The 25678-nt window shown below is 68.3% G+C and carries 21 protein-coding genes, 3 rRNA genes and 1 pseudogene; 8 read left to right on the top strand and 17 right to left on the bottom strand.

What is annotated here, in order from left to right; genetic code table 11:
• The first annotated feature begins 39 nt into the window (after positions 1 to 39).
• Positions 40 to 702 (top strand): phosphatase PAP2 family protein, encoded by a 663-nt coding sequence (locus tag ABD946_RS23925; RefSeq protein WP_345286840.1) that lies wholly within the window; start codon positions 40 to 42, stop codon positions 700 to 702.
• Positions 703 to 788: 86 nt separating this feature from the next.
• Here ABD946_RS23925 and ABD946_RS23920 read toward each other — a convergent pair whose 3' ends face one another.
• Entirely contained in the window at positions 789 to 1004 is a 216-nt protein-coding gene (locus ABD946_RS23920; RefSeq protein ID WP_380149452.1) for a hypothetical protein, read from the bottom strand.
• A 123-nt stretch (positions 1005 to 1127) separates the two neighbouring features.
• Between ABD946_RS23920 and ABD946_RS23915 the strand changes: the two genes are divergently transcribed.
• Complete coding sequence (locus tag ABD946_RS23915) at positions 1128 to 1976, top strand: SCO4651 family lipoprotein (RefSeq protein WP_345286836.1); 849 nt, start codon at positions 1128 to 1130, stop codon at positions 1974 to 1976.
• A gap of 122 nt (positions 1977 to 2098) precedes the next feature.
• A complete protein-coding gene (locus ABD946_RS23910) occupies positions 2099 to 2257 on the top strand; it encodes a hypothetical protein (protein ID WP_345286834.1) in 159 nt (52 codons plus the stop codon).
• Between the two features lie 100 nt (positions 2258 to 2357).
• Here the strand turns inward: ABD946_RS23910 and ABD946_RS23905 are convergent, their stop codons facing one another.
• The gene (locus ABD946_RS23905; RefSeq protein ID WP_345286832.1) at positions 2358 to 2738 is read right to left on the bottom strand and encodes a metal-sensitive transcriptional regulator; all 381 of its coding nucleotides are present in this window, start codon (positions 2736 to 2738) and stop codon (positions 2358 to 2360) included.
• 234 nt (positions 2739 to 2972) lie between these two features.
• On the opposite strand from ABD946_RS23905, the gene ABD946_RS23900 reads away from it, so the two are divergent.
• Both ABD946_RS23900 and ABD946_RS23895 read left to right on the top strand, forming a co-directional pair.
• A complete protein-coding gene (locus ABD946_RS23900; RefSeq protein WP_345286831.1) occupies positions 2973 to 3593 on the top strand; it encodes a DUF47 domain-containing protein in 621 nt (206 codons plus the stop codon).
• A gap of 5 nt (positions 3594 to 3598) precedes the next feature.
• Complete coding sequence (locus ABD946_RS23895) at positions 3599 to 4594, top strand: inorganic phosphate transporter (RefSeq protein WP_345286830.1); 996 nt, start codon at positions 3599 to 3601, stop codon at positions 4592 to 4594.
• Between the two features lie 115 nt (positions 4595 to 4709).
• On the opposite strand, the gene pstB is transcribed toward ABD946_RS23895, so the two are convergent.
• The 8 genes from pstB to mshD form a co-directional block, all read right to left on the bottom strand.
• Entirely contained in the window at positions 4710 to 5486 is a 777-nt protein-coding gene (pstB, locus tag ABD946_RS23890) for a phosphate ABC transporter ATP-binding protein PstB (protein ID WP_345286828.1), read from the bottom strand.
• Positions 5487 to 5529: 43 nt separating this feature from the next.
• Positions 5530 to 6603 (bottom strand): phosphate ABC transporter permease PstA, encoded by a 1074-nt coding sequence (gene pstA / locus ABD946_RS23885; RefSeq protein WP_345286826.1) that lies wholly within the window; start codon positions 6601 to 6603, stop codon positions 5530 to 5532.
• Entirely contained in the window at positions 6603 to 7577 is a 975-nt protein-coding gene (gene pstC / locus ABD946_RS23880; protein WP_345286824.1) for a phosphate ABC transporter permease subunit PstC, read from the bottom strand. The genes pstA and pstC overlap by 1 nt, the downstream gene beginning before the upstream one ends.
• 143 nt (positions 7578 to 7720) lie before the next feature.
• Positions 7721 to 8854: a phosphate ABC transporter substrate-binding protein PstS gene (gene pstS, locus ABD946_RS23875; protein WP_345286822.1), complete on the bottom strand. Its 1134-nt coding sequence runs from the start codon at positions 8852 to 8854 to the stop codon at positions 7721 to 7723.
• A 171-nt stretch (positions 8855 to 9025) separates the two neighbouring features.
• On the bottom strand, positions 9026 to 9502 hold the full coding sequence (locus ABD946_RS23870) for an NUDIX hydrolase (protein ID WP_380149464.1): 477 nt from the start codon (positions 9500 to 9502) through the stop codon (positions 9026 to 9028).
• A gap of 2 nt (positions 9503 to 9504) precedes the next feature.
• Positions 9505 to 10560: a CHAD domain-containing protein gene (locus ABD946_RS23865; protein WP_345286818.1), complete on the bottom strand. Its 1056-nt coding sequence runs from the start codon at positions 10558 to 10560 to the stop codon at positions 9505 to 9507.
• Between the two features lie 97 nt (positions 10561 to 10657).
• Positions 10658 to 12901 carry an RNA degradosome polyphosphate kinase gene (locus ABD946_RS23860; RefSeq protein WP_345286816.1) on the bottom strand — a complete coding sequence of 748 codons (2244 nt, stop codon included), beginning with the start codon at positions 12899 to 12901 and terminating at the stop codon, positions 10658 to 10660.
• Between the two features lie 87 nt (positions 12902 to 12988).
• Positions 12989 to 13915, bottom strand: coding sequence for a mycothiol synthase (gene mshD / locus ABD946_RS23855; RefSeq protein WP_345286814.1), 927 nt, complete (start codon positions 13913 to 13915; stop codon positions 12989 to 12991).
• A gap of 119 nt (positions 13916 to 14034) precedes the next feature.
• On the opposite strand from mshD, the gene ABD946_RS23850 reads away from it, so the two are divergent.
• Positions 14035 to 14532, top strand: coding sequence for an NUDIX hydrolase (locus ABD946_RS23850; RefSeq protein WP_345286812.1), 498 nt, complete (start codon positions 14035 to 14037; stop codon positions 14530 to 14532).
• A gap of 27 nt (positions 14533 to 14559) precedes the next feature.
• On the opposite strand, the gene ABD946_RS23845 is transcribed toward ABD946_RS23850, so the two are convergent.
• The 4 genes from ABD946_RS23845 to ABD946_RS23830 form a co-directional block, all read right to left on the bottom strand.
• Complete coding sequence (locus ABD946_RS23845) at positions 14560 to 15321, bottom strand: alpha/beta fold hydrolase (protein ID WP_345286810.1); 762 nt, start codon at positions 15319 to 15321, stop codon at positions 14560 to 14562.
• A 103-nt stretch (positions 15322 to 15424) separates the two neighbouring features.
• A 5S ribosomal RNA gene (gene rrf / locus ABD946_RS23840) occupies positions 15425 to 15541 on the bottom strand.
• Positions 15542 to 15623: 82 nt separating this feature from the next.
• Positions 15624 to 18745 (bottom strand): 23S ribosomal RNA (locus tag ABD946_RS23835).
• Between the two features lie 272 nt (positions 18746 to 19017).
• Positions 19018 to 20539 (bottom strand): 16S ribosomal RNA (locus ABD946_RS23830).
• The 16S, 23S and 5S rRNA genes sit together here, the layout of an rRNA operon.
• Positions 20540 to 21441: 902 nt before the next feature.
• Here ABD946_RS23830 and ABD946_RS42890 point away from each other — a divergent pair.
• Positions 21442 to 21980: pseudogene (locus ABD946_RS42890) on the top strand (IS110 family transposase); the annotation flags it as partial.
• A 365-nt stretch (positions 21981 to 22345) separates the two neighbouring features.
• On the opposite strand, the gene ABD946_RS23825 reads toward ABD946_RS42890, so the two are convergent.
• A complete protein-coding gene (locus ABD946_RS23825; protein ID WP_345286808.1) occupies positions 22346 to 22789 on the bottom strand; it encodes an SUKH-3 domain-containing protein in 444 nt (147 codons plus the stop codon).
• A gap of 187 nt (positions 22790 to 22976) precedes the next feature.
• Here ABD946_RS23825 and ABD946_RS23820 point away from each other — a divergent pair, with 187 nt between their 5' ends.
• Positions 22977 to 23489 carry a hypothetical protein gene (locus tag ABD946_RS23820; RefSeq protein WP_345286806.1) on the top strand — a complete coding sequence of 171 codons (513 nt, stop codon included), beginning with the start codon at positions 22977 to 22979 and terminating at the stop codon, positions 23487 to 23489.
• On the opposite strand, the gene ABD946_RS23815 is transcribed toward ABD946_RS23820, so the two are convergent.
• Together ABD946_RS23815 and ABD946_RS23810 are read right to left on the bottom strand one after the other, a co-directional pair.
• Positions 23490 to 24113 carry a DUF6193 family natural product biosynthesis protein gene (locus ABD946_RS23815; protein WP_345286804.1) on the bottom strand — a complete coding sequence of 208 codons (624 nt, stop codon included), beginning with the start codon at positions 24111 to 24113 and terminating at the stop codon, positions 23490 to 23492.
• Between the two features lie 541 nt (positions 24114 to 24654).
• Entirely contained in the window at positions 24655 to 25431 is a 777-nt protein-coding gene (locus tag ABD946_RS23810) for a hypothetical protein (RefSeq protein WP_345286802.1), read from the bottom strand.
• Positions 25432 to 25678: the final 247 nt, after the last annotated feature.

The following is a 25678-nucleotide window of genomic DNA, read 5'->3' as shown; positions in this document are numbered from 1 at the left end:
ATGATCAAGGGGCCGCGAGGGCCACGACGGAGGTGCGGCGTGTCGACGCTGCTGGGCGACACCGCCGGGCCCGACCTGGACCTGCTCAAGGCCGTGAACGGCCTCGCCGGATCCGCCCCCTCCTGGGTCGACTCCACCGTCGCCTGGCTCGGCGAGTACGGCCTGCTGCTCGGCCTCGCCCTGCTCCTCGCCGTCGGCTGGCTCCAGGCCCGCCGCCGCCCCGACGCCCCGGTGGCCGTCGCCGGCCTGCTCTGGGCCCCGCTCGCGGTGGCCCTGTGCGAGCTGGCCAACCTGCCGATCTCCGCGATCGTCGACCGGCCGCGGCCGTTCGTCGACCACCCCGAGGTCGACGTGCTGGTGCACGGCAAGGAGGGCACCCTCTCCTTCGTCAGCGACCACTCGGCGATGGCGATGGGGATCGCCGTCGCGCTCTACCTGGTGAACAAGCGGCTGGGGCTGGCCGCCGGGGTGCTCGCCGTGCTCCAGGGCTTCGCCCGGATGTACGTCGGGGTGCACTACCCCACCGACGTCCTCGGCGGGTTCGCGCTGGCGGCCGCGGTCGTCCTGCTGCTGGCCCCGCTCGCGATGGCCGTCCTGGTACCGCTCACCCACGCCCTCGGACGCACCGCCCTGCGGCCCCTGTTCGTCGCCGAGCCCCGCCGCACCGGCCGCCGCCGCATCGAACGCGACCTCGCGGCCTAGCCTTCCGGCGTTCGGGGAGCGCCCCGTCAGGGGCGCGGGGAACGGCGCGCGGGGGAACGGCAGCACGTGCAACTGGCTGACGGTGCCTAACTTGCCGGTGAGCCGCCTTCCGACCCGCGCAGTTCCTCGCGCCCCTGGGCCCCTGCCGGGTGACCGTCGGCCGGATGCTCGGCGAGGTGTTCGGCGGCGTCGCGGCGGGACTTGTCGCGGCTGCGTCGGGCGGGGGCATGCCAGCCGCAGGTGCAGCGGGCGGTGGAGAAGGAGCCTCGTTCTTCGACCGTCACCCGGTGCTCGACGTTCACGCTCCTCACCGTAACGGCTCAACCGGACGGCGTGAAACGGAAGCCGCGCGCCGGTCGACCCGTAACCTCACCGACCCTCAACTCGTTGGCTCTGGAAGAGCTCTGAGGGGGTTGTACCCGATCGTGAAGCACACCGTCCGCACCACCGCGTCCGCCGCCACCGCCGCCCTGCTGGTCGCCGCCCTGGCCGCCTGTGGCGGCGCCGACGCCCACAAGCCCGGCAGCTCGGCCGACCAGCTCTCGGCCGACCCGCTGACCGCCGTCCGCAGCGCGGCGGACATCACCGGCCGCACCGGCTCCGCCAAGGCCGCCACCGAGCTGACCACCGAGTCCGCCGACAAGAAGGCGGTCTTCAAGGGCGCCGGCGGCTACGACTACGTGAAGCGGATCGGCCGGCTGGACATCGACGTGCCGCCCGGCGCCGCCACCACCGGCAAGATCGTGGAGGTCGTGCTGCCCGGCACGGTCTACCTGCAGAACAGCGGGGCCAAGATCCCCGAGGGCAAGTGGGTGAAGCTCGACATCCGCCAGCTCCCGGACGGGAACCTGGTGAGCAGCGGCGCCACCGATCCGGCCAGCGCCGCCGGGGCGCTGCGCGGGGCGGTCACCGCCGAGCTGGTCGGCACCGAGACGGCGGGCGGGGCGGAGCTCAAGCACTACAAGGGCACCCTCGACCTCACCAAGGCGGCGGAAGCGACCGGCGGCCGGGGTGGGGACGGGCTGCGGATGGCGGCCCAGACCTTCACGGTCAAGGAGGTCCCGTACGAGGCCTGGCTGGACGGGCAGGGTCGGCTGCACAAGGTGACGCAGACCTTCTCGTTCGCCGGGGTGGCCGGGTCCAAGCAGCCCAAGGACCAGGTCCAGGTGGTCTCCACGGTGGCGCTCTCCGAGTTCGGGCAGCCGGTGCAGGCCGCGGAGCCGGCCGCCACCGAGATCTACTCGATGAAGCCGTCCTCGTCCCCGGCCCAGTAGTGCGCCCGGGTGGTGCGCAGAGATGGCCCGTTGGTGCCATGGGGTCTGACGCCCCGTCTGCCTACGCTTGAGTAGGGGGCGGCAGCTCTGCCGGGTCGGACGGGTCCATGGGGGTGGAACGGATGGTGTCCTCGACGCCCCGTGACGGTGGCGGACAAGAGCAGGCCGCGCTGGACGAGATCGAGCTGGCCGGCGAGCTGATGATCGCCGCCGCGGCCGGGGAGGGCGAGCGGCTGGCGCCCGAGCTGATCGACGAAGTCCTGCTCGCGGGCGAGAACTGAGCCGGCGACGGCTGAGCGGCCGTCAGGCGGCCCCCGGTGAGCGGCCGCTGCCCGGGTCGGCCACCGGGGGCCGCCGGTGCCGGGTGCGGAGCCCCGGGCCTCAGGTGCGCAGCAGGCGGGAGATCGCGGCCGTGGCCTCGGCCACCTTGGCCTCCAGCTCGGCCCCGCCCTGCTCCGCGGCGGCGGCCACGCAGTGCCGCAGGTGCTCCTCCAGGAGCGAGAGGGCGAAGGCCTGGAGCGCCTTCGTCCCGGCCGAGACCTGGGTGAGTACGTCGATGCAGTAGACGTCCTCGTCCACCATCCGCTGGAGGCCCCGGACCTGGCCCTCGATCCGGCGCAGCCGCTTGAGGTGCTCGGCCTTGCGGGCGCTGTAGCCGTGGGGCCCGTGGCTGTCGCAGCACTGGCCCGCGTCGCCCGCGGCCTCGGTGGCCTCGGCGGCCGCCGGCGCGGTGGTCTGCTCGTGCGTCTCGGTGCTGGTCATTCGGCCCGCCTAGGTCTCGGTCTCCACCCGTCCACTGGGCTCAAGTGTCCAACACCCCGGGCCCGCCGGGTGTTCCTCCGTCCGAGCGGCGCGACCGGATCTCCGTGCCCAGGACGGACGCAATCCGGCCGACTTCCGTCAGACTGAGGGATCGTGACCATCACCCCGTTTGCGCAGTTCTGACGGCTTGCGCCTAGCATCGTTCAGTCCCTCCCCCGCACATCGGAGAATTCCGTGCGTTTTAGCCTGACCCCGAAGGAGACGAGCTTCTACGACATGTTCGCCGCGGCCGCGGAGAACCTCGTCGTCGGATCGAAGCTCCTGCTGGAACTGCTGGGTGCAGACGTGTCGGCCCGCGCGGAGATCGTCGAGCGCATGCGCGCCGCCGAGCACGCGGGTGACGACACCACCCACGCGGTGTTCCACCAGCTGAACTCCTCCTTCATCACGCCCTTCGACCGCGAGGACATCTACTCCCTCGCCTCGTCGCTGGACGACATCATGGACTTCATGGAGGAGGCGGTCGACCTCGTCGTCCTCTACGACATCCAGACCCTGCCCAAGGGCATCGAGCAGCAGATCGAGGTGCTGGCCCGGGCCGCCGAGCTGACCGCCGAGGCGATGCCCAAGCTGCGCACGATGGACAAGCTCACCGAGTACTGGATCGAGGTCAACCGGCTGGAGAACCAGGCGGACCAGATCCACCGCAAGCTGCTGGCCCACCTGTTCAGCGGCCAGTACGACGCCATCGAGGTGCTCAAGCTCAAGCAGGTCGTGGACGTCCTCGAAGAGGCCGCCGACGCGTTCGAGCACGTGGCCAACACGGTGGAGACCATCGCGGTCAAGGAGTCCTGACCCTCGTGGATACGGCTGCACTCATCGCCGTCATCGGCGTGGCCTTCTTCTTCACCTACACCAACGGCTTCCACGACTCGGCGAACGCGATCGCCACCTCCGTCTCCACCCGGGCGCTCACCCCCCGGGCGGCGCTGGCGATGGCGGCCGTGATGAACCTGGCCGGCGCCTTCCTCGGCACCGGCGTCGCCAAGACCGTCTCCGAGGGCCTGATCGAGACCCCGAGCGGTCAGCAGGGGATGGCCATCCTGTTCGCCGCGCTGGTCGGGGCGATCACCTGGAACCTGGTCACCTGGTACTTCGGCCTGCCGTCCTCCTCCTCGCACGCGCTGTTCGGCGGCATGGTGGGCGCGGCCCTGGCCGGCGGCACCGAGGTGATCTGGCACGGCGTCATCGAGAAGATCGTCATCCCGATGATCGTCTCCCCGGTGGTCGGCCTGGTGGCCGGCTTCCTGGTGATGCTGGCCATCCTGTGGATCTTCAAGAAGGCCAACCCGCACCGCGCCAAGCGCAACTTCCGGGTCGCCCAGACCGCTTCGGCCGCCGCCATGGCCCTGGCGCACGGCGTCCAGGACGCCCAGAAGACCATGGGCATCGTGGTGATGGCGCTCACCATCTCGGGCCACCAGGGCGACTCCTCGATCCCGCTCTGGGTGAAGATCTCCTGCGCCACCATGCTCTCGCTGGGCACCTACGCGGGTGGCTGGCGGATCATGCGGACACTCGGCCGCAAGATCATCGAGCTGGACCCGCCGCAGGGCTTCGCGGCCGAGGCCACCGCCGCGACGATCATGTACATCACGTCGTTCGTCTTCAAGGCGCCGATCTCCACCACCCACGTGATCACCTCGGCGATCATGGGCGTGGGCGCCACCAAGCGGATCCGCGCGGTCCGTTGGGGCGTGGCGAAGAACATCGTGCTGGGCTGGTTCATCACCATGCCGGCCGCCGCGCTGGTGGCGGCCGCCATGTACGGGATCGTCCACCTGCTGTTCGGCTGACGCACCGTCGGCCCGAAGGCGAAGGCCCGCCCCCACATCACGGGGGCGGGCCTTCTCTGACTCCGCGGCGGCACCGCCATGCAGCACCGCGAAGCAGTCGGGGGATCCGTGCGGTCTAGCCGAAGCGGCCGGAGATGTAGTCCTCGGTGGCCTGCACGGACGGGTTGGAGAAGATCCGCTGGGTGTCGTCCAGCTCGATCAGCTTGCCCGGCTGGCCGACGCCCGCCAGGTTGAAGAAGGCGGTGCGGTCGGAGACGCGGGCCGCCTGCTGCATGTTGTGGGTCACGATCACGATGGTGAACTGCGACTTCAGCTCGCCGATCAGGTCCTCGATGGCGAGGGTGGAGATCGGGTCGAGGGCCGAGCAGGGCTCGTCCATCAGCAGCACCTCGGGCTCGACCGCGATGGCGCGGGCGATGCACAGACGCTGCTGCTGGCCGCCCGACAGGCCGGCGCCCGGCTTGTTGAGGCGGTCCTTGACCTCGTTCCAGAGGTTGGCGCCCTGGAGCGACCGCTCCACCACGCCGTCCAGCACGGACTTCTTCTTCACGCCGGCCAGCCTGAGACCGGCCACCACGTTGTCGTAGATCGACATGGTGGGGAAGGGGTTCGGGCGCTGGAAGACCATGCCGACGCTGCGGCGCACGGCCACCGGGTCGACCGCGGCACCGTAGAGGTTCTCGTCGTCCAGCATCACCTTGCCCTCGACCCGGGCGCCGGGGATGACCTCGTGCATCCGGTTGAGGGTGCGCAGGAAGGTCGACTTGCCGCAGCCGGAGGGGCCGATGAAGGCCGTCACGGAGCGGGGCTCGACGGTCATCGAGATGTCCTCGATGGCCTTGGTGCTCCCGTAGTAGGCGGACAGTCCGCTGACGTCGATGCGCTTGGCCATGATCGTTCGTCTTCTCTCGTCTGTTCGTACGTCAGTCGGTGTGTCAGTGACCGGACTTGGGCGAGCGCCAGCGGGCGACGGCACGGGCGATGAGGTTGAGCGCCATCACGAAGGCGATCAGCACCAGCGCGGCGCCCCAGGCCCGGGCGTACCCGAAGTCGTTGTTGGTCTGGTACTGCTGCCAGATGTAGAGCGGCAGCGACTGCTGCGGACCCTCGAACGGGTTCTCGTTGATGATGTCCGCGCCGAAGACCAGCATCATGACCGGGGCGGTCTCACCGGTGATGCGGGCGACGGCCAGCATCACACCGGTGGTGATGCCGCCGATCGCGGTCGGCAGGACGATCCGCAGGATGGTCTTCCACTTGGGCACGCCCAGGGCGTACGAGGCCTCGCGCAGCTCGTTCGGGACGAGCTTGAGCATCTCCTCGGTGGAGCGGACCACGACCGGCATCATCAGGATGGCCAGGGCGAGGGAGCCCGCGAAGCCCGAGTACTGGAAGCCGAACAGGAGGATCCAGAGCGACAGGATGAACAGACCGGCGACGATGGACGGGATGCCCGTCATCACGTCGACGAAGAAGGTGACCGCCTTGGCGAGCCGGCCGCGGCCGTACTCCACCAGGTAGACGGCGGTCAGCAGACCGATCGGGGCGGCCATCAGGGTGGCCAGGCCGACCTGCTCCAGGGTGCCGATCAGGGCGTGGTAGAGACCACCGCCCGCCTCGGTCTGGAGGACGCCCTTCATGGAGTGGCTGAGGAAGTAGCCGTCCACGACGCCGATGCCCTGCTGGACCGTGTAGAAGGTCAGCGCGGCCAGCGGCACCACCGCGAGGACGAAGGCCAGCCAGACCACCGAGGTGGCGAGGCGGTCCTTGGCCTGGCGGGAGCCCTCCACCTTGGTGGCGGCGGCGTAGGTGATGAGGACGAACAGCAGCCCGGCGATCAGGCCCCACTGGATCTTGCTCTGCAGGCCGGCGCCGAGGCCGATGCCGACGCCGAGGGCGATCGAGAGGGCGGCGATGCCGGCCGGCGCCCAGGAGGGCAGCCGGTTGGCGGTCAGCCGGCGGCTCAGCCGCGGGGAGTCCGCCACGGGGGTCACGGTGGTGGTGCTCATCAGTTGGCCCCCGAGAATTCCTTGCGGCGGGCGATGATCATCCGGGCCGCGCCGTTCACCAGCAGGGTGATCACGAACAGGACCAGGCCGGAGGCCATCAGCGCGTTCCGGCCGTTCTCACCGGCCTCGCCGAACTTCAGCGCGATGTTCTGCGCGAAGGTGCCGCCGCCCGGGTCGAGCAGGTGCAGCGAGAGGACCGGGCTGGCGGAGAGCACGGTGGCGACCGCGATGGTCTCGCCGAGCGCGCGGCCGAGGCCCAGCATCGAGGCGGAGATCACGCCCGGGCGGCCGAACGGCAGCACCGCGGTGCGGATCATCTCCCAGCGGGTCGCGCCGAGGGCGAGCGCCGCCTCCTCGTGCATCCGCGGCGCCTGCTTGAACACCTCGCGGGAGACCGCGGTGATGATCGGCAGGATCATGATCGCCAGCACGATGCCGACGGTGAACAGCGAGCGCGGGGCGGCACCGGTCTTGGTGGAGTCGAAGACGTAGGTCCAGCCGAGGTACTGGTCCAGCCAGCTGGTCAGGCCCTCCATGTGCGGCACCAGGAAGAGCGCGCCCCACAGGCCGTAGACGATGGACGGCACGGCGGCCAGCAGGTCCACCAGGTAGGCGAAGGGCTGGGCGATCCGCCTCGGCGCGTAGTGCGAGATGAACAGCGCCACGCCGATCGCCACCGGGACCGCGATGACCATCGCGATGATCGCGCTGGCGATGGTGCCGAAGGCCAGGACGGCGATGCCGAAGACCGGCTTCTGCGCGTCCGGCAGCCACTCGAAGGTGGTGAGGAAGTTGCCCTCGTTGTGCCCGAGGGCGAGCGAGGAGCGGTAGGCCAGGAATCCCGCGATGGCGGCCATGATGACCAGCAGCAGGACGCCCGAACCGCGGGAGAGGTTGAAGAAGAGCTTGTCCCCGCGCCTGCTGTCACGCTGGCGGGGCCTACCCCGGTCCGTGACGGGGGGTGATGTGGTCATGGTGTTTCTCCGGTCTGGTGGTGCTGCCCAAGGAGGGCGGCACCATGGCGGCGGTGCCCCGGACTTGATGTGCTGTCAGCTGGTTCCGGCCGGGCAGCCCCGCCCCCCTCTTCGAGGGCTGCCCGGCCGGTGGATCAGGTGGATCAGGCGAGCGCGGCGACCGCGGTCTTCACCTTGGCGCTCAGCTCGGCCGGGAGGGCGACGTAGCCCTTGGCCTCGATGGCCTTCTGGCCGGCGTCGCTGATGGTGTAGCCGAGGAAGGCCTTCAGGGTGTCCAGCGTCTCCGGCTTGTTGCCCTTGTCGCAGACGACCTCGTAGGTGACCAGGACGAGCGGGTAGGAGCCCTCGGCCTTGGTCGCGTAGTCGAGCTTCAGCGCCAGGTCGCTGCCGGTGCCCGCGATCTCCGCCTTGGCGAAGGTGGTGGCGGCGTTGGCGGCGGTGGCCTCGACCGGCTTGGAGGCGCCGGTGGCGATCGCGGCCGACTTGAGGTTGTTGGTCTGCGCGTAGGAGAGCTCGGCGTAGCTGATCGAGTTCTTGACCTGCTTGACCTGCGCCGAGACGCCGGCGCTCTGCGCGGCGGACTGGCCGCCCTTGCCCGCCCAGGTCTTCGACGGCTTGTAGGTCCAGGCGCCGCCCGAGGCCTTCTCGAAGTACTTGGTGAGGTTCTCGGTGGTGCCCGAGTCGTCCGAGCGGTGGATCGCCTGGATCTCGGCGTCCGGCAGCTTGGCGCCCGGGTTCAGGGCGGCGATGGCCGGGTCGTTCCACTTGGTGATCTGCGAGTCGAAGATCTTCGCCAGGCTCGGGCCGTCCAGGACGAGGTTGTCCACGCCGTCCACGTTGAAGATGATCGAGATCAGGCCGCCGACCATCGGCAGGTTGATGCCCTGGCCGGTCTTGCAGACCTCCTTGGAGGCGTCGACCTCGGCCGGCTTCAGGGCCGAGTCGGTGCCAGCGAAGGCGACCTTGCCCTGGTTGAACTGCTGGACGCCGGCGCCCGAGCCGCCACCGCTGTAGGTGATGGTCGAACCGGAGCAGGCGGCGCCGAAGGCGACCTTCCACACGTCGATCGCGTTGCCCTGCGCGGTGGAGCCGGCGCCGAGCAGCTGGCCCGCCTTGCCGCAGTCGATCGCGGCCTTGGAGGCACCGGCCGCCGAGGAACCGCCGGTGGCGGGGGTGTTGTTCTCGTCCGAGCCGCACGCCGCGAGCGACAGCGAGCCAACGAGCGCCATGGCACCGATCGCGAGGGCCTTGGAGCGGCCGTTCCGCTGGAGCTTCACAGGGGTGTCCCTTTCTGTGGAAGGGCCCGTCCGGCCCTCCGGTGACACCGAAGTTAGGCCGGGTAGGTGACGCGTCAGCCGGTCACAAATGAACGGAGAGTGAACCGACGACGGACGGCGGGAAACACCGATCGGTAGTAACGGTTGCGTCACAGGCAGGGCGCGGCCAGGTCACCCGTGACGGTGCGTCACACCGAGCACGGAGAGCAGCGCGTCCACCAGCTCCCGGTCCCGGCCGTGCGACAGCCGCGCCCGCGCCTTCCGCGGCGACAGCCACTCCAGGCGGTCCACCTCGCGGTTGGGCAGGAACGAGCCGCCCGTCAGCTCCCCCGCCCAGTACCGGACCTCCTTGGCCCGCCCGTGCGCCAGGTAGTGCTGGGCCGGCAGCTCCGCCCCCAGCACGCAGCTCAGCCCGGTCTCCTCCCGAACCTCCCGCAGCGCCGCCGCCCGCCAGCCCTCCCCCGGCTCCAGCTTCCCCTTCGGCAGCGACCAGTCGTCGTACTTCGGCCGGTGGATCAGCGCGATCCGCGGCTTCTTCCGCCGCTCCCCGTCCTTCTTCAACGGGCCCGGCCGCCACAGCACCACCCCGGCCGCCAGCACCGTCTGCCCGTGCCGCACCGCACGGCCCCGCACCGGGGGTACCGCCATCGTCAGGAACTCGCCCACTCGTGCCACCCGTGCTGCTGGAGATTCGGCCACCGGCGGCCGAAGGCGTACCTCGCCGCCTCCACCTCCAGTCGTTGATCAGCATGCACCACGCCGAGCACGTAGGCCGTCGCCGGGGTGATCCGCGGCGTGCGCGCCGCCGTCGCCACCGTCACCGCGGCGTCCGCCGCGTCCTGGTGACGGTCCAGCACCTCGTCCACCTCGTCCAGGCCCGCCAGCCGCTCCCCGCACACCTCCAGGGCGTACCGGGCCCGCTTCACCAGGATCCGCACCCGCCCCCACGGCGCGTCGTCCGCCGCCAGCGCCGCGTCCGCGTCCACCTCCACCGTCGGACCCGGCGCCTGCGACTGCCCCTGCGGCGGCACCACGCTCAGCCGGTGCAGCCCCTCGCCCCCGTACGGCGCCCGGGCCGGCGGCAGCGCCGCCACCCCCGCCGACAGCAGCTCCAGCGCCGCCACCGCCTGCCCCGCCAGCTCCGGCTGCGACTCCACCAGCGGCACCTCGCCCGCCAGCAGCGTCATCCGGTCCGCCAGCGCGTGCAGCCGCGCCGACCGCAGCTCCTGCAGCAGCGTCGAGTGCGCCCTGGTCCGCGCCAGCGTCAGCTGACGCTCCAGCAGCGCCCGGGCCTTCGGCGCCCCCTGATGCCCCGCCAGCATCCCCGGCCGCCGCGGGTCCGTCTCGCTCAACGAGTCCAGCGCCGCCAGCAGCCGCGCCGAACGCCGCAGACAGCCCGGCTCCTGCGCCAGCAGCTCCAGCAGCCAGCGCAGCTCCGCCCTGGTCCGCTCCGACCACTCCGGCTCGAAGCCCGCCGCGTAGGTGTGCAGCGCCCCGCCGATCCGCCGCACCGCGCGCAGCAGCTCGGCCGTCCCGGCCGCCGCCTGCCCGCCCGGACCACCCGGCAGCGTGCCCGCCCGGGCCCCGGCCTCCCCCACCACCAGCGGCAGCGCGCGCAGGAAGACACCCGCCTGGGCGGTCAGGTAACCCGTCAGGGCCTCCCCCGCCGGCTGGTCGGTCCGGGCGGTCGTCGGCAGATCCGTCATGCTGGTTCCTCGTCCCCCCGAGGCAAGTCCCCGCCGTACCGGGGATGGTGGTGCCGGTCCGGCCACCGGTCACGGCGGCCGGACCGGACGGAGCAGGTCAGGCCAGGCTGCGGCGGCGCTGCCGGGAGTCGATCAACAGGTTCTGCACGTGCCGCAGCCGACGCCCCTCCGCGTCCTGCGAGTGCCTGGTCCAGCGGCCGTCCGACCCCAGGTGCCAGGACTCCGTCTCGTCCGACATCCCGAGGTCCACCAGCCCGGACAGCTCCGCCCGCTGCGCCGGGTCGGTCACCCGCACCAGCGCCTCGATCCGGCGGTCCAGGTTGCGGTGCATCATGTCCGCGCTGCCGAACCAGACCTCGGGGTCGCCCCCGTTGCCGAACACGAAGATCCGCGAGTGCTCCAGGAAGCGCCCCAGCACGCTGCGCACCCGGATGTTCTCGCTCAGCCCGGCCACCCCGGGCCGCACCGCGCAGATCCCGCGCACCCAGACGTCCACCGGCACCCCGGCCTGCGAGGCCCGGTACAGCGCGTCGATCAGCTCCTCGTCGACGATGGAGTTGACCTTGAGCTTCACGTGGGCCGGCCGGCCCGCCCGGTGGTGCGCGATCTCCTGGTGGATCCGGCCCACCAGCCCGTCCCGCAGCCCGCGCGGCGCCGTCATCAACCGCCGGTACGACTCCCGCCGGGAGTACCCGGAGAGCCGGTTGAAGAGGTCCGAGAGGTCCGCGCCGACCTGCGGGTCCGCGGTCAGCAGCCCCAGGTCCTCGTACAGCCTGGCCGTCTTCGGGTGGTAGTTGCCGGTGCCCACGTGCGCGTACCGGCGGAGCGTGTCGCCCTCCTGACGGACCACCAGCGAGAGCTTGCAGTGCGTCTTGAGGCCGACCAGGCCGTAGACGACGTGGCAGCCCGCCTCCTCCAGCTTGCGGGCCCACTTGATGTTCGCCTGCTCGTCGAAGCGCGCCTTGATCTCGACCAGCACCAGCACCTGCTTGCCGGCCTCGGCCGCGTCGGTCAACGCGTCCACGATCGGCGAGTCACCGGAGGTGCGGTACAGCGTCTGCTTGATCGCCAGCACGTCCGGGTCGTTGGCCGCCTGCTCCAGGAAGGCCAGCACCGAGGTCGAGAAGGAGTCGTACGGGTGGTGCAGCAGCACGTCCCGCTCCCGCATCGCCGCGAAGATGTCCGGCTGCGAGGCCGACTCCACGTCGATCAGCCCGCGGGCCGTCCCGGCCACGAACTTCGGGTACTTCAGCTCCGGCCGGTCCAGGTCGGCGATGCCGAACAGCCCGGTCAGGTCCAGCGGCCCCGGCAGCGGGAAGACCTCCGCGTCGGTGATGTTCAGCTCGCGCACCAGCAGGTCGAGGATGTAGGGGTCGATCGACTCCTCCACCTCCAGCCGGACCGGCGGGCCGAACCGACGGCGCATCAGCTCCTTCTCCAGCGCCTTGAGGATGTTCTCGGTGTCGTCCTCCTCCACCTCCAGGTCCTCGTTGCGAGTGACCCGGAAGGCGTGGTGCGCCAGCACCTCCATCCCCGGGAAGAGCTCCTCCAGGTGAGCCCCCATCACGTCCTCCAGCGGCACGTACCGCTGCGGCGCCGCCTCCAGGAAGCGGGACAGCGACTGCGGCACCTTGACGCGGGCGAAGTGCTTGTGACCCGACACCGGGTTGCGCACCACCACGGCCAGGTTGAGGCTCAGCCCGGATATGTACGGGAACGGGTGCGCCGGGTCCACCGCCAGCGGCGTCAGCACCGGGAAGATCTTCTGCCGGAAGAGCGAGTGCAGCCGGGACTGCTCCTTCTCCGCCAGCTCCGACCAGCGCACCAGCTCGATGCCCTCGGCCGCCAGGTCCGGCAGCACCTCCTGCTGGAAGGTGGCCGCGTGACGCGCCATCAGCTCCCGCGAGCGGGTCCAGATCTGGTCCAGCACCTCGCGCGGCTGCAGGCCCGAGGCCGAGCGCTGCGCGACGCCGGTGGCGATCCGGCGCTTCAGGCCGGCCACCCGGACCATGAAGAACTCGTCCAGGTTCGAGGCGAAGATCGCCAGGAACTTGGCCCGCTCCAGCAGCGGGATCTGCGGGTCCTCGGCCAGCTCCAGGACGCGCTCGTTGAACGCCAGCCAGCTCCGCTCCCGGTCCAGGAAGCGACCCTGCGGAAGCTCGTCCAACTCCTCGTCCTTCGACGGCTCTCCCTCGGCCAGCACCAGGGAGGGCGGCAGGGCGGTGGACTCCTTGGTATCGGTGGTGGAGACGGGACGGGGGATGCTCATGGGCTCCAGCTCCTCCAGCAGGACGGTCTCCGAGCGACCGGTCGCCCGGGGGCGGGGCACTGCTGACTTCATCCTGTGATCTTCGCGGCGAGAATTTAATCCACGGTAAACACCGCATGGCCAGGAGGAAAGCTGAGTCCGTCGCCCCCGTGGCCGGACTCAGGCCCGCGGCGCCTGCTCCGTGTGCAGGCGGTACATCAGGTCCACCTCGTGGACGGTGAACCCCTGCCCCTCGTACACCCGCACGGCGGCGTGGTTGTCGGCGTCCACGTACAGCAGCACCGTCGGCGCCTTGCGGTCCTCGGCCAGATGGCGCAGGCCCGTCGCGGTCAGCGCCTTGCCCAGTCCGTTCCCCTGCTCGGCCGGGTCGACACCGACCACGTACACCTCGCCGAGCCCGTCCGGGTGCACCTTGGTCCAGTGGAAGCCCACCACCCGCTCCGCCCCGTCCCCGTCCCCGCGGACCGCCAGGAAGAACCCGCTCGGGTCGAACCACGCCTCCGCCTGACGGTCCGCCAGGTCCCGCTCCGTCCAGCTGCCCTGCTCGGGGTGGTGCGCGAAGGCCAGCGCGTTCAGCGCCAGCCAGGCCGCCTCGTCCCGCCCCGGCCGGAAGGTCCGCACCGTCACGCCCGCCGGGAGCACCGGCGCGGCCGGCACCGGCTCGGCCGGCTTGCGCATCTGCCGCAGCTCGCGCACCAGCTCCGCTCCCCGCTCCTCGGCCAGCCTGGCCGCGCCCGGGTGGCCGCCGTGCGCCCAGAAGTCCACCGCCCGCCCCGGCCCCGCCGCCGCCAGCACCGCGTCCAGCAGCGCCCGCCCGTGGCCGCGCCGACGCAGCTCCGGGTGCACCGCGAACTCGACCGTCGCCGTCCCCTCGCCCACCTCGAGCTGCGCGTACCCGGCCGGCTCGCGGGCCTCGCCGCGCTGCACCAGGTGCGTCACTCCGGCCCGGGGCTCCGCCACCCGCAGCCGCAGCCGGCCCGCCTCCGAGACCGCCTCGCGGCCGTCCGCCTCCGCGGCGGCGGTCAGGACGGCCCGGGCGGCGGCGAGCTCGTCCTCGGTCAGGGCAGCGTTGGTCAGGATCTCCATGCTGCCGACCTTACGCGGCGGGCGGGCGGTAAAACGGTGGTCCGGCCGGTCCCGTCCTGATTGAGTGTCAGGTCCGGTGCGGGACGACGGAGGAGCCCGAGGAGACCGAGGAGCCCACGATGGGGGAGCCGACGATGGAGAAGGCCGTACAGCGCTCGCGGGTGGCGGCGTACGTGGTGTGCGTGGACCAAGCCGACCGGATGCTGCTCGCCCGCGGCCGGCTCGGCGACGGCAGTCCCGAGTGGACGGTGCCCGGCGGCGGCCTCGACCACGGCGAACCGCCGCAGCACGCCGCCGTCCGGGAGGCCGAGGAGGAGACCGGCTACCTGGTCGAGCTCGACGCCCTGCTCGGCGTCGACTCCCGGCACCGCCTCAACCCGCCGTTCCTCTCCGGACCACCCACCGACTTCCACAGCCTGCGGATCGTCTACTCCGCCCGGGTGGTCGGCGGCGAGCTCCGCCCGGAAACGGACGGCACGACCGACCTGGCCGCCTGGATCCCCCTCGACCAGATCACCGACCTGCCCCGGGCCGACCTGGTCGACGTCGCCCTGGCCCTCCACCGCGACCGGCCCGCCCTCGGCCTGGTCGACCTCGGCCCGGCCGAGCACGCCTGAGCCCGCGCCCCCGCTCCTTGCTACTTGCTACTTGGTCCAGCGGGTCTCGGCCAGGAACCCGACCAGCAGGGCGGCAGTCTCCTCGGGCCGCTCCACGGCCGGCAGGTGACCGGCCCACTCCAGGTCCAGCCGGCGGGCACCCGGGATCAGACCGGCCAGCTTGTCCGAGACGCCACCGAACTCCGGGAAGTCGTGGGCCCCGGTCACCAGCAGGGTCGGCGCGGTGATGTCGGCCGGGGACGACTCGTACTCGATCCCCTCCACGTCACCCGCGGCCAGCTGCACCTCGAAGGCGTGCCGCTGCATCAGACGGACCGTCGCCCGGGCGTCGTCACCGGCGTCCGGCCCCAGCCAGGTGGTCACGTTCAGGTCTGTGGCACCCGCCACGTCCCCCGCCGCCAGCAGCTCGTTCTCCTTCGCCCAGAACGCCCGCAGCCCGTCACCCGGCTCGAGCCCCGCCGCCGCGGTGCAGAGCAGCCCGAGCGCCCCGACCCGCTCCGGGAACCGCGCCGCGAACTCCAGCGCCACCGCCCCACCACCCGACGCCCCCACCAGAGCGACCCGGTCGACCTCCAGCTCGGCCAGCACCTCCACCAGGTCGTCCGCATCGTTGTAGGCCTGGTCCGCCGCCGGGCTCTCCCCGAACCCCCGCAGATCGACCCGGACCACCTGGTGCCCGGCCCCGGCCAAGGCGGCCAGCTGGCCGTCCCACATGCGGCGGTCACAGACGGTGGAGTGGAGCAGGAGAACGGCCGGGCCGGCGCCGGTGGTGTCGTAAGAGATCGTCATGTGCGCAACACTAAAGATCATACGGAAAGCACGCATCCGGTTATTCGGCCCGGAAATGCGAAAAGGCCCCCCGGCTAAGCCGGGAGGCCTTCTCTGAATGATTGTTCGGCGGCGTCCTACTCTCCCACAGGGTCCCCCCTGCAGTACCATCGGCGCTGTGAGGCTTAGCTTCCGGGTTCGGAATGTAACCGGGCGTTTCCCTCACGCTATGACCACCGAAACACTATGAAACTGTCAACCGCACCACGCCATCCATGACGTGGGGTCGTTGTTTCAGAACAACACAGTGGACGCGAGCAACTGAGGACAAGCCCTCGGCCTATTAGTACCGGTCAGCTCCACCCCTTACAGGGCTTCCACATCCGGCCTATCAACCCAGTCGTCTACTGGGAGCCTTACCCTCTCAAGGAGGTGGGAGTGCTCATCTCGAAGCAGGCTTCCCGCTTAGATGCTTTCAGCGGTTATCCCTCCCGAACGTAGCCAACCAGCCATGCCCTTGGCAGGACAACTGGCACACCAGAGGTTCGTCCGTCCCGGTCCTCTCGTACTAGGGACAGCCCTTCTCAACACTCCTACGCGCACAGCGGATAGGGACCGAACTGTCTCACGACGTTCTAAACCCAGCTCGCGTACCGCTTTAATGGGCGAACAGCCCAACCCTTGGGACCTACTCCAGCCCCAGGATGCGACGAGCCGACATCGAGGTGCCAAACCATCCCGTCGATATGGACTCTTGGGGAAGATCAGCCTGTTATCCCCGGGGTACCTTTTATCCGTTGAGCGACGGCGCTTCCACAAGCCACCGCCGGATCACTAGTCCCGACTTTCGTCCCTGCTCGACCCGTCGGTCTCACAGTCAAGCTCCCTTGTGCACTTACACTCAACACCTGATTGCCAACCAGGCTGAGGGAACCTTTGGGCGCCTCCGTTACTCTTTAGGAGGCAACCGCCCCAGTTAAACTACCCACCAGACACTGTCCCTGATCCGGATCACGGACCCAGGTTAGACATCCAGCACGACCAGAGTGGTATTTCAACGACGACTCCACCCAAACTGGCGTTTGGGTTTCAAAGTCTCCCACCTATCCTACACAAGCCGAACCGAACACCAATATCAAGCTATAGTAAAGGTCCCGGGGTCTTTCCGTCCTGCTGCGCGAAACGAGCATCTTTACTCGTAATGCAATTTCACCGGGCCTATGGTTGAGACAGTCGAGAAGTCGTTACGCCATTCGTGCAGGTCGGAACTTACCCGACAAGGAATTTCGCTACCTTAGGATGGTTATAGTTACCACCGCCGTTTACTGGCGCTTAAGTTCTCAGCTTCGCCACGACGAATCGTGACTAACCGGTCCCCTTAACGTTCCAGCACCGGGCAGGCGTCAGTCCGTATACATCGCCTTACGGCTTCGCACGGACCTGTGTTTTTAGTAAACAGTCGCTTCTCGCTGGTCTCTGCGGCCGGCCCCAGCTCAAGGAGTAAATCCCATCACCAGTTCCGGCCCCCCTTCTCCCGAAGTTACGGGGGCATTTTGCCGAGTTCCTTAACCATAGTTCACCCGAACGCCTCGGTATTCTCTACCTGACCACCTGAGTCGGTTTGGGGTACGGGCCGCCATGAAACTCGCTAGAGGCTTTTCTCGACAGCATAGGATCATCCACTTCACCACAATCGGCTCGGCATCAGGTCTCAGACTATGTGTGAGGCGGATTTGCCTACCTCACGTCCTACACCCTTACCCCGGGACAACCACCGCCCGGGCTGGACTACCTTCCTGCGTCACCCCATCGCTCAGCTACTACCACCTTGGTTCGACGGCTCCACCACTCCCCTTTGCCCGAAGGCTCCGGGGCGGCTTCACGGTCTTAGCATCAGAAGGTTCGCCGTTGGCGCTTCAAAGCGGGTACGGGAATATCAACCCGTTGTCCATCGACTACGCCTGTCGGCCTCGCCTTAGGTCCCGACTTACCCTGGGCAGATCAGCTTGACCCAGGAACCCTTGGTCAATCGGCGCAAGAGTTTCCCACTCTTGTATCGCTACTCATGCCTGCATTCTCACTCGTGAACCGTCCACAACTGGATTCCTCCGCTGCTTCACCCGGCACACGACGCTCCCCTACCCATCACAGCCCCCGTTGGGGGTATTGCTGCAATGACACGACTTCGGCGGTGTACTTGAGCCCCGCTACATTGTCGGCGCGGAATCACTTGACCAGTGAGCTATTACGCACTCTTTCAAGGGTGGCTGCTTCTAAGCCAACCTCCTGGTTGTCTCTGCGACTCCACATCCTTTCCCACTTAGCACACGCTTAGGGGCCTTAGTCGGTGTTCTGGGCTGTTTCCCTCTCGACCATGGAGCTTATCCCCCACAGTCTCACTGCCACGCTCTCACTTACCGGCATTCGGAGTTTGGCTAAGGTCAGTAACCCGGTGAGGCCCATCGCCTATCCAGTGCTCTACCTCCGGCAAGAAACACGTGACGCTGCACCTAAATGCATTTCGGGGAGAACCAGCTATCACGGAGTTTGATTGGCCTTTCACCCCTAACCACAGGTCATCCCCCAGGTTTTCAACCCTGGTGGGTTCGGTCCTCCACGAAGTCTTACCTCCGCTTCAACCTGCCCATGGCTAGATCACTCCGCTTCGGGTCTTGGGCATGCAACTCAAACGCCCTATTCGGACTCGCTTTCGCTACGGCTACCCCACACGGGTTAACCTCGCTACACACCGCAAACTCGCAGGCTCATTCTTCAAAAGGCACGCAGTCACGAGATGCACAGCAAGCTGCACATCCGACGCTCCCACGGCTTGTAGGCACACGGTTTCAGGTACTATTTCACTCCGCTCCCGCGGTACTTTTCACCATTCCCTCACGGTACTATCCGCTATCGGTCACTAGGGAATATTTAGGCTTAGCGGGTGGTCCCGCCAGATTCACACGGGATTTCTCGGGCCCCGTGCTACTTGGGAGAAGCTCAAGCGAGCCGCACAGATTTCGTCTACGGGGGTCTTACCCTCTACGCCGGACCTTTCGCATGTCCTTCGACTATCCATACGGTTTCTGACTCGCCCAGCCGCCGGCAGACGACTGAAGAACTTTCCCACGACCCCACGATGGCAACCCCTGCCGGGTCTCACACCAACGCGGTTTAGCCTCATCCGGTTTCGCTCGCCACTACTCCCGGAATCACGGTTGTTTTCTCTTCCTGAGGGTACTGAGATGTTTCACTTCCCCTCGTTCCCTCCACACACCCTATGTGTTCAGGTGCGGGTGACAGCCCATGACGACTGCCGGGTTTCCCCATTCGGAAACCCCCGGATCAAAGCCTGGTTGACGGCTCCCCGGGGACTATCGTGGCCTCCCACGTCCTTCATCGGTTCCTAGTGCCAAGGCATCCACCGTGCGCCCTTAAAAACTTGGCCACAGATGCTCGCGTCCACTGTGCAGTTCTCAAACAACGACCAGACACCCAAACTCAACGCTCCCTTACGGGGGCGCCTCGCATGAGGCCGGCATCCTCGAGGCAACTTCCGTTCCCTCAGGACCCAACAACGTGCCCGACACACCAGATGGTGTCCTGTGTTCCACGCCGAAGCAGTACTAACAGGGCCTACCTAGTGTGCCGAATAGTCAACGTTCCACCCATGAGCAACCGTGTGAGACATTCGCTCACATCCGGCTATGTGCTCCTTAGAAAGGAGGTGATCCAGCCGCACCTTCCGGTACGGCTACCTTGTTACGACTTCGTCCCAATCGCTGGTCCCACCTTCGACGGCTCCCTCCCAAGGGTTAGGCCACCGGCTTCGGGTGTTACCGACTTTCGTGACGTGACGGGCGGTGTGTACAAGGCCCGGGAACGTATTCACCGCAGCATGCTGATCTGCGATTACTAGCAACTCCAACTTCATGGGGTCGAGTTGCAGACCCCAATCCGAACTGAGGCCGGCTTTTTGGGATTCGCTCCGCCTCGCGGCATCGCAGCCCTTTGTACCGACCATTGTAGCACGTGTGCAGCCCAAGACATAAGGGGCATGATGATTTGACGTCGTCCCCACCTTCCTCCGAGTTGACCCCGGCAGTCTCCTGTGAGTCCCCATCACCCCGAAAGGCATGCTGGCAACACAGAACAAGGGTTGCGCTCGTTGCGGGACTTAACCCAACATCTCACGACACGAGCTGACGACAACCATGCACCACCTGTATACCGACCACAAGGGGGCGCCCATCTCTGGACGTTTCCGGCATATGTCAAGCCTTGGTAAGGTTCTTCGCGTTGCGTCGAATTAAGCCACATGCTCCGCTGCTTGTGCGGGCCCCCGTCAATTCCTTTGAGTTTTAGCCTTGCGGCCGTACTCCCCAGGCGGGGAACTTAATGCGTTAGCTGCGGCACCGACGACGTGGAATGTCGCCAACACCTAGTTCCCAACGTTTACGGCGTGGACTACCAGGGTATCTAATCCTGTTCGCTCCCCACGCTTTCGCTCCTCAGCGTCAGTAATGGCCCAGAGATCCGCCTTCGCCACCGGTGTTCCTCCTGATATCTGCGCATTTCACCGCTACACCAGGAATTCCGATCTCCCCTACCACACTCAAGCCTGCCCGTATCGAATGCAGACCCGGGGTTAAGCCCCGGGCTTTCACACCCGACGTGACAAGCCGCCTACGAGCTCTTTACGCCCAATAATTCCGGACAACGCTCGCACCCTACGTATTACCGCGGCTGCTGGCACGTAGTTAGCCGGTGCTTCTTCTGCAGGTACCGTCACTTGCGCTTCTTCCCTGCTGAAAGAGGTTTACAACCCGAAGGCCGTCATCCCTCACGCGGCGTCGCTGCATCAGGCTTTCGCCCATTGTGCAATATTCCCCACTGCTGCCTCCCGTAGGAGTCTGGGCCGTGTCTCAGTCCCAGTGTGGCCGGTCGCCCTCTCAGGCCGGCTACCCGTCGTCGCCTTGGTAGGCCATTACCCCACCAACAAGCTGATAGGCCGCGGGATCATCCTGCACCGCCGGAGCTTTCCACCTTCAACCATGCGGAAGAAGGTCATATCCGGTATTAGACCCAGTTTCCCGGGCTTGTCCCAGAGTGCAGGGCAGATTTCCCACGTGTTACTCACCCGTTCGCCACTGATCCACCCCGAAGGGCTTCACCGTTCGACTTGCATGTGTTAAGCACGCCGCCAGCGTTCGTCCTGAGCCAGGATCAAACTCTCCGTGAATGTCTACCGGTAATCCGGCAAGCACTCGCGTTGAGCGGCACGGCAACCACCGGAATAGGGCGGTCCCGCGCACTGCGTCCTCGCTAGTGTTTACTTCATAAAGGAATCTCCAACCCCACCAGAAGGTGAGGCCGGGGATGTCAACATATCTGGCGTTGACTTTTGGCACGCTGTTGAGTTCTCAAGGAACGGTGGCTTCCTTCGGTCCGCCTTCCAGCGGGCCCTCCGGGCGCTTCGTTCTTTCGTGTTCTTAGCTTACCAGATGTTTTCCGCCCCGTTTCCGGCGCTTCGTTCATCCAACTCGCTTGTGTCTTCTGCGACCTGACGGCCCGTCCGACGTTTCAAACCTTAGCCGATCCCCGCTCCGAAAAGCGAATCCGCCTCGACCTTCCGAATTCGCGCACGACAATTCGCACTGACCCTCGACAAGGCGTGGACCAGCTCGAATGAGAAGTGGTGTTTCAGGAGATCGGCCACCCCGGGACCGTCCGTGCAGAGCGCGCGTCCGGTTCTCCCTGTCAGGCAGCTCGAAGAACACTAGACCTCTCCGCCCATGACGTCAACCTCAGGTCGGCCGCCGCCGGAGCCACACGTCCGCCCCGCAAGCGGGCCGGCGCAACGCGGAGTCGGCACCGAGTACGACCGCCTGCTCGGACAGCTCCCGCAGCCGCAGCGGCGCCAGCGGGCACAGGCGGCGCCGCGGACGTGGGCGACGAGGGCGGCTTGGCCGGCTGGCTGGGGCTCGGTCTCGGACTCAGCTACAGCAGTGCGGCTACGCGGCGGCGACGGAGGGCCGGGGCGGCCCCGGCATCAACATCATCAGCACCTGCCCCACCGGGAGCCCTGGCGGCGCGGGGCGAACGGCGGACCAGTCGGCGGCGTCGACGCCACCTGTTCAACCTATCCCCCTCGACGGGCCCAACATCGGCGCCCTTCCCTTGGCGGTCGCACGGGCTGCCGGCTGCCGAACCTCCAAGCTCTATCCCGGCGAGGCCAAGAGCGACACCCGCGACACCGCGGTCACTGCGGATGCCGCCCGCACCATGCCGCACACCCCGCGCGGCATCGAGCTCGCATCGCCAACCGGCTGCGCGGACTGCTCACCCGGTTCGACCCGCACCTGGAACGCGTGCTGAGGCCCTGCTGGAGCGGTTCGACCCACCGTCCACCCTGCACAAAAGCCGGACGCCGTCGCCTGGTTGGTGTCACCCTGCCCTTGGCCCCGCGCATGGTCCAGCGCCTGGTCGAAGAGATCCTCGCCGCCCTCGACGAGCAGACCGTCATCATCCCCAGTACCGACGCGGCCGCTCTGACCGTGCCGAGCCCGGCCGGCTCGCTGCGGGCCCTCCTGGACCAGCGCAAGCTCCTGAAGAACCGGATCCAGGTACTGCCGTACGAGCACCCGCTGTCGAAGGTCCATGCCTCGATGCCCGGTAGGGGATCTGCCAGCAGCACCACACCGTCCGCGGCCGGTTCGAACCCGAGCACCGGTTTTCCCCAGTCGCCTCCCGTGGTCATCCGCACGGGCTCGCCCGACCAGCGCCCGATCAAGCCCAGGGAGCCCGACCGGATGTCCACCCCCTCCTGGCCCAGAAGCTCGCGTCCGCCCCGGCAGGACGCGACAACACCCCCTCCGCCGAGGGCAACGGCACCAGGGCGTCGCCCTCCCAGTACACCCGCACCCAGCCGCACGGACGAGCCCCACAGAGGCAACCCGGCACCCGCCCTGCGCTCTCACGATCAACCCACGCTCCGGCGAACACCCTTGACGGACTGTCGTCGGTCGGGCCATGACGGACGCCGAGGTCAGCCGACCCTGCGTGCCATGGCCCCGAGGACGAGGCCGTCCATGCCTGTGGGAAGCCGCCCGAAGGTGGCCAGGCGCGAGGGTTGGACCACGTAGAGCTCACTGTGTTCGTCGATGCCGAGTAGCGCGAGGCCGTGGGCAAGCTCGCCGACGGGGAAGAGCCCGGCTCCTCTGACTTCGTTCCATGCCGTGAAGCGGTCCTCCTCACTGTTCCAGAGGCTCATGGGGTCCAGGTCGAACGCCTCACGAGCGCGCGTGATCCCGGCACCCTGTGAGGCGACCCGCAACCCGCCGAACTCGGCCAGGAACTCCTCGGCGGCTCGGTGCATCACCAGCCCGGTCTCCGCGAAACTCATGCGCCAGAGGCTGGTGTCCACGCGGCGCCCAGGCAACCAGCCCACCGAACGCAGGGTTTCCTGGGTGACCGGGTCGAGATCGCTCATGGCCGCACATCATCGTGCTGCCGGAGAATCCGCACAAGATCCCTCGCCTCGAACGCGGCACCAGCGGCCGGGCGCGTGGGAACGCCCAGAGGTAGCCGGCGCGCTGCGGGCGACAAGCAGTCCCCCGGCATGGTCGATATGCGCTGGCTGGTCGGGTCAAAGCCCTGGAAACTCATGTGCTGTGACCATGGGGATCTCTGGTTTCGAGCCGTCCTTCCTGATCGGGCTCGACGCCATTCGGCAGGCACACGGATCACGCCTGGCGGCGCTCGCCGGCAGACGGCTGACGGGGTTCGCGCTGGTGCGGTTCGCCGAGGACGGGGACTGGTTCGCCGACTGCCCGGTGGTGCTGGACTTCGACGGCCACCAGGTGGAGGTCTGCCACTCGCAGCTCGACCTCCTCTCGATCGGCTGGGACACGCTCGACACCGCGGCGACGATCACCGGGTGGGAGTGGTTCGAGCTCACGCCGCAGTGGTCCCACAGCGATGAGCGCCTGGAGCCGTTCCTCGGCCAGGAGCTGCGAGAGGTCGCGCTGCTCGAGTGGCAGCCGGCAGGCCGCGATCTGGCAGCCGGAACCGTGGCAGTGGAGTTCGCCTTCGCCGACGGCTGCCTGCGGATCATCAACGGCCTGGACGAGAACAGCATCGAGGTCGGCGCCGCCCACCCGGACTACGTCCGGCACAGCCTGAGCCGCTGATCACCACGGCCGGTCCGGGAGTGCAGCCACCACGAGGGAGACGGCCTCCTCGGGTGTCTCGGTGCGCGCGACCAGCTCTCCGCCTCGGCGCCGCACCCCGTACAGCCGCTCATCGTGCGGGAGCAGGCCGTACCCGACTTGCCCCGCCCAGTGGCCGAACCCGGCCTGTCTGGTCCCTCTGTCCTCGAAGAACTCGATCCTGGTGGAGAACCACACGTTGAAATGACTGGTGATCGGCGTCAGCCTGCGGAGCGCCGGCTGGGCATACGCGGCCACCAACAGCGCGTGCGTGCGGGGACGGCGGCCCCACGACGACGTGTGAAAGCGGTCGAGCTTGATGTGCCACACCAACTCGACCGCGTCCAGAGGCTCCTGCTCGTGCTCCACGGCCCACGGGCGGTACTCGATGCCCGGAGCCAGAGCCTTGGTCTCGCCCAACCCCGCACCGCTCAACCACGCCGCTGTCGCCCTGACCACTTCGGCCGGATCCGTGACCCACCCGCCGGCCATGGGCACGCCGCGGCTTTCCAGGGCTATCCAGTGGCCGCCGCACTGCTCGCCGGGCGGATACACCGTCAGGAATTTCGAGCCCCAGGACCGGTCGTAGGGCGGACGCACCGTCACCCGTCGACCCGACTCCGCACGGGCGTACCTCGCGATGTGCGAGAACTCCCCGTCAGGCTCGGGCAGGACCACTCCGAGACCCTCCGCCGTACGTCTCAGCACCTCCTGGAGTGCCCCACCGCCGCCTGCTCCCGCCTCAACGCTCATCCGCTGAGTATGTCGGGCCGTTGCCGGGCCTGTCGGCCTGTCGTTCGATGAGGATCCTCGAAAGGAGCTCGGTCGCGATTCCGTCAGGCTGGGGCGGCGGTGAGATCCAGAAGGGGACCACCAGTGGCCCGAGGGACCCGATCCCGACGATTTCCCTGACGGCCCGTCAACGAAGGGCCTCGTGCCGCCGGTCCAGATGGCGTGGCTGTCCGCAGTCGGCCGCGGACAGGCCAACCAGGTCGTCCTGGGCCACCTGGTGGCTTCGTTCACTTCTATGAGCAGCGTTTTGTCCGCCGGTTTGGGCAGCAGTTGCGGATCTTGAAGTCCGCGGGTGTTCACGAGAGATGGCAGCGTGAGCGACGAGCAGTGTGTCGTTCGTCGTGGCTGCGGTGCGTCACTGCCGGCCGCGCGGTTGGGTGAGTTCGGCTCCGACCTCGGCCAGCATCTGACCAAGGAGGTGGAGGGCCCGTGCCCGGGTCGGTAGTTCTCTCGCTGTTCCCGCCCAGTGGGCGCCGGTGAGGCTCTCCGTCAGGGTGCGGATCCGTTCTTCGTTCTGGGAGGCCAGCACGAGGACGAACCGTACGTAGTCGCCGATGTCGGTGCCCCGGCCGTGCTGGTTCGTGAAGCCGTGCAGGCGCGGGGCGAGGGCGGGCAGGGTGCGGTCGGTCGGGAAGACGACCGCGAGGCCGGCCAGGGCCAGCCGGACCGCGGGGCATTCGGCCGACCAGCGGTTCAGCAGGTCCGGGGTGCGGGCCTGGACCGCGCTGCGGGCCCGGGCCTCGCTGTCGGGATCGGCGTGCCGCGGGCTGTCCGGCCAGGTCTCGGCGAGGTGGTGCTCGGCGACGGTGGCAGCCCTGAACAGCAGATGGACGGCTTGGAACCGGTGCCGGGCGGGAACCCGGTCGTCAGCGGCCAGAATCGCGGGCAGGACGAGGCCGTCAGCGGTAGCCGGCTGGCAGGTGTCCTGGTGGAGGATCTCGTTGTAGAAGGCGCCGAGGAAGCTCCGGTCGTCCCAGAAGGGGTCGATCTCGGCGTCGAACAGCATCGCCGCCTGGGGCGGCCTGCGGCCCGGCAGACAGTCGGCGATGACGTTCCGGAAGAGCTGCCGGATCGGCGGACCGGAAGCGATCGCGTCGGTCCGGGGCGGCTCGGGTTCGGCGTGCGTATCCATGGCCAGCGCAGCCTACTGAAGCGTCTCGGGCCGACGAGCCGTCGCCTCGGCGGGAGTTGGCAGGTCGTCGGCCCGGCGCCTATCGCGGTCAGCTGACCTGGCAAGCCCTACGACGAACAGGACAACGAAGCCGAGCTCGCCGGTGCCCGGGCCTTGGCCAACGCGCTGCCCGGACGGGTCTGGGAAGTCCCGGCCGGCGTGTCCGGGAATGCGAAAAGGCCCCCCGGCTTAGCCGGGAGGCCTTTTC

The organism is Kitasatospora albolonga (genome assembly GCF_039535905.1).
Lineage (GTDB): Bacteria > Actinomycetota > Actinomycetes > Streptomycetales > Streptomycetaceae > Kitasatospora > Kitasatospora albolonga.
This window is presented reverse-complemented; position numbering and strand designations above follow the sequence as displayed.

Excerpts from the sequence above, each read along its gene's own strand:
- ABD946_RS23850 (WP_345286812.1), top strand. The coding sequence starts at position 14,035 with ATGGGGGAGCCGACGATGGAGAAGGCCGTACAGCGCTCGCGGGTGGCG.
- ABD946_RS23825 (WP_345286808.1), bottom strand. The coding sequence starts at position 22,789 with ATGAGCGATCTCGACCCGGTCACCCAGGAAACCCTGCGTTCGGTGGGC.
- ABD946_RS23870 (WP_380149464.1), bottom strand. The coding sequence starts at position 9,502 with ATGGCGGTACCCCCGGTGCGGGGCCGTGCGGTGCGGCACGGGCAGACG.
- ABD946_RS23820 (WP_345286806.1), top strand. The coding sequence starts at position 22,977 with ATGGGGATCTCTGGTTTCGAGCCGTCCTTCCTGATCGGGCTCGACGCC.
- ABD946_RS23845 (WP_345286810.1), bottom strand. The coding sequence starts at position 15,321 with ATGACGATCTCTTACGACACCACCGGCGCCGGCCCGGCCGTTCTCCTG.
- ABD946_RS23810 (WP_345286802.1), bottom strand. The coding sequence starts at position 25,431 with ATGGATACGCACGCCGAACCCGAGCCGCCCCGGACCGACGCGATCGCT.
- ABD946_RS23910 (WP_345286834.1), top strand. The coding sequence starts at position 2,099 with ATGGTGTCCTCGACGCCCCGTGACGGTGGCGGACAAGAGCAGGCCGCG.
- ABD946_RS23865 (WP_345286818.1), bottom strand. The coding sequence starts at position 10,560 with ATGACGGATCTGCCGACGACCGCCCGGACCGACCAGCCGGCGGGGGAG.
- pstC (WP_345286824.1), bottom strand. The coding sequence starts at position 7,577 with ATGACCACATCACCCCCCGTCACGGACCGGGGTAGGCCCCGCCAGCGT.
- mshD (WP_345286814.1), bottom strand. The coding sequence starts at position 13,915 with ATGGAGATCCTGACCAACGCTGCCCTGACCGAGGACGAGCTCGCCGCC.
- pstA (WP_345286826.1), bottom strand. The coding sequence starts at position 6,603 with ATGAGCACCACCACCGTGACCCCCGTGGCGGACTCCCCGCGGCTGAGC.
- ABD946_RS23905 (WP_345286832.1), bottom strand. The coding sequence starts at position 2,738 with ATGACCAGCACCGAGACGCACGAGCAGACCACCGCGCCGGCGGCCGCC.
- ABD946_RS23860 (WP_345286816.1), bottom strand. The coding sequence starts at position 12,901 with ATGAAGTCAGCAGTGCCCCGCCCCCGGGCGACCGGTCGCTCGGAGACC.
- pstB (WP_345286828.1), bottom strand. The coding sequence starts at position 5,486 with ATGGCCAAGCGCATCGACGTCAGCGGACTGTCCGCCTACTACGGGAGC.